The organism is Acinetobacter sp. Res13-Abat-PEC15-P4-01 (assembly GCF_015676285.1).
In the GTDB taxonomy this organism is placed as follows: Bacteria; Pseudomonadota; Gammaproteobacteria; order Pseudomonadales; family Moraxellaceae; genus Acinetobacter; species Acinetobacter nematophilus.
The window spans coordinates 1-3,307 of sequence record NZ_JADAIN010000014.1; the positions used below are offsets into that span (position 1 = coordinate 1).

Annotated in this window: 1 rRNA gene; it reads left to right on the forward strand. The window is 48.2% G+C overall.

Annotated elements, in window-relative coordinates:
- Window positions 1-236 precede the first annotated feature (236 nt).
- Window positions 237-3,128 (forward strand): 23S ribosomal RNA (locus tag IMO47_RS05030).
- Window positions 3,129-3,307 lie beyond the last annotated feature (179 nt).

Below are 3,307 nucleotides of genomic sequence, written 5' to 3' on the forward strand. Positions count from 1 at the left end.
ATCATTAACAGAATATATTTGAGTTGAAATAATTGTTTAACTCGTTTTATGAAACTTAACAAGCAATTGTTAATGTTGAATGAAATGAGAACTAGCGATAAAACTGAATCAAGCGTTTTGGTATATGAATCTAATTGAAGCTGTACAGTGATTAAGTTCACAGACAACAAGCGGAAGTGGTTAAATCCACATTGTTAATCTATCTTGTAGGGATTAGCGACTGTTTGGGGTTGTATAGTCAAGTAATTAAGTGCATGTGGTGGATGCCTTGGCAGTCAGAGGCGAAGAAAGACGTAATAGCCTGCGATAAGCTTCGGGGAGGCGGCAAATATCCTGTGATCCGGAGATTTCTGAATGGGGAAACCCACTTACCATAAGGTAGGTATCGCATGATGAATACATAGTCATGCGAGGCGAACGAGGGGAAGTGAAACATCTCAGTACCCTTAGGAAAAGAAATCAATTGAGATTCCCTCAGTAGCGGCGAGCGAACGGGGATCAGCCCATTAAGTTATATGTGTATTAGCGGAAAGCTCTGGGAAGTGCTACCGTAGAGGGTGATAGTCCCGTACACGAAAGTGCACATATAATGATGACGAGTAGGGCGAGGCACGTGAAACCTTGTCTGAATATGGGGGGACCATCCTCCAAGGCTAAATACTCCTGACTGACCGATAGTGAACCAGTACCGTGAGGGAAAGGCGAAAAGAACCCCTGTGAGGGGAGTGAAATAGATCCTGAAACCGCATGCATACAAGCAGTGGGAGCCAACTTGTTTGGTGACTGCGTACCTTTTGTATAATGGGTCAGCGACTTATATTCAGTAGCAAGGTTAACCGTATAGGGGAGCCGTAGAGAAATCGAGTCTTAATAGGGCGTATAGTTGCTGGGTATAGACCCGAAACCGGGTGATCTATCCATGAGCAGGTTGAAGGTTGGGTAACACTAACTGGAGGACCGAACCCACTGTCGTTGAAAAGCCAGGGGATGACTTGTGGATAGGGGTGAAAGGCTAATCAAACTCGGTGATAGCTGGTTCTCCCCGAAAGCTATTTAGGTAGCGCCTCGGACGAATACCATAGGGGGTAGAGCACTGTTTCGGCTAGGGGGTCATCCCGACTTACCAAACCGATGCAAACTCCGAATACCTATGAGTACTATCCGGGAGACAGACTGCGGGTGCTAACGTCCGTAGTCAAGAGGAAAACAATCCAGACCGCCAGCTAAGGCCCCAAAATTATAGTTAAGTGGGAAACGATGTGGGAAGGCATAGACAGCTAGGAGGTTGGCTTAGAAGCAGCCACCCTTTAAAGAAAGCGTAATAGCTCACTAGTCGAGTCGGCCTGCGCGGAAGATGTAACGGGGCTAAAACTATATGCCGAAGCTGCGGATGTATACGTAAGTATACGTGGTAGGGGAGCGTTCTGTAAGCCGATGAAGGTGTATTGAGAAGTATGCTGGAGGTATCAGAAGTGCGAATGCTGACGTGAGTAACGACAAAACGGGTGAAAAACCCGTTCGCTGAAAGACCAAGGGTTCCAGTCCAACGTTAATCGGGGCTGGGTGAGTCGACCCCTAAGGCGAGGCCGAGAGGCGTAGTCGATGGGAAATTGGTTAATATTCCAATACTTCTGTGTAATGCGATGAGAGGACGGAGAAAGTTAAGTCAGCCTGGCGTTGGTTGTCCAGGTGGAAGGTTGTAGGCATGCATCTTAGGCAAATCCGGGGTGCTCTATGCTGAGAACTGATAGCAAGCGAGTTTACTCGTGAAGTGGCTGATACTATGCTTCCAGGAAAAGTCTCTAAGCTTCAGTTACACAGGAATCGTACCCGAAACCGACACAGGTGGTCAGGTCGAGTAGACCAAAGCGCTTGAGAGAACTCTGCTGAAGGAACTAGGCAAAATGGTACCGTAACTTCGGGAGAAGGTACGCTGCTGACGGTGATAGGACTTGCTCCTTGAGCTATTGGCAGCCACAGAAACCAGGCCCCTGCAACTGTTTATTAAAAACATAGCACTCTGCAAACACGAAAGTGGACGTATAGGGTGTGATGCCTGCCCGGTGCTGGAAGGTTAATTGATGGGGTTAGCGTAAGCGAAGCTCTTGATCGAAGCCCCAGTAAACGGCGGCCGTAACTATAACGGTCCTAAGGTAGCGAAATTCCTTGTCGGGTAAGTTCCGACCTGCACGAATGGCATAATGATGGGGGCGCTGTCTCCAGCAGAGGCTCAGTGAAATCGAAATCGCCGTGAAGATGCGGTGTACCCGCGGCTAGACGGAAAGACCCCGTGAACCTTTACTGCAGCTTGACATTGAACTTTGATCTTACTTGTGTAGGATAGGTGGGAGGCTTTGAAGTAGTGACGCCAGTTACTATGGAGCCATCCTTGAAATACCACCCTGGTAATATTGAGGTTCTAACTCTGTCCCGTTATCCGGGACGAGGACCATGTCTGGTGGGTAGTTTGACTGGGGCGGTCTCCTCCTAAAGAGTAACGGAGGAGTACGAAGGTGCGCTCAGCGTGGTCGGAAATCACGCGTAGAGTATAAAGGCAAAAGCGCGCTTAACTGCGAGACCCACAAGTCGAGCAGGTACGAAAGTAGGTCTTAGTGATCCGGTGGTTCTGTATGGAAGGGCCATCGCTCAACGGATAAAAGGTACTCTGGGGATAACAGGCTGATACCGCCCAAGAGTTCATATCGACGGCGGTGTTTGGCACCTCGATGTCGGCTCATCTCATCCTGGGGCTGAAGCAGGTCCCAAGGGTATGGCTGTTCGCCATTTAAAGAGGTACGCGAGCTGGGTTTAGAACGTCGTGAGACAGTTCGGTCCCTATCTACCGTGGGCGTTGGAAATTTGAGAGGATCTGCTCCTAGTACGAGAGGACCAGAGTGGACGAACCTCTGGTGTACCGGTTGTGACGCCAGTCGCATCGCCGGGTAGCTATGTTCGGAAGGGATAACCGCTGAAAGCATCTAAGCGGGAAGCCTACCTCAAGATTAGATTTCCCTTGGAGTTTATCTCCACTAAAGAGCCGTTGAAGACTACGACGTTGATAGGTTGGATGTGGAAGTGCGGTGACGCATGAAGCTGACCAATACTAATTGCTCGTGAGGCTTGACTATACAACACCCAAGCAGTTGTATATGCAGCATCAATCGATTCATAAAAGATCAAAGATACTTGATTTAGTTGAAAAGCCAGTTACATGAGCGAGGAATAAACAAACATTAATTATGTTTGTCCGAGCGCAAGACATAAAGCTATGCTTTATGTTAAAATCAACTCAAATGTTCTGTTAAAC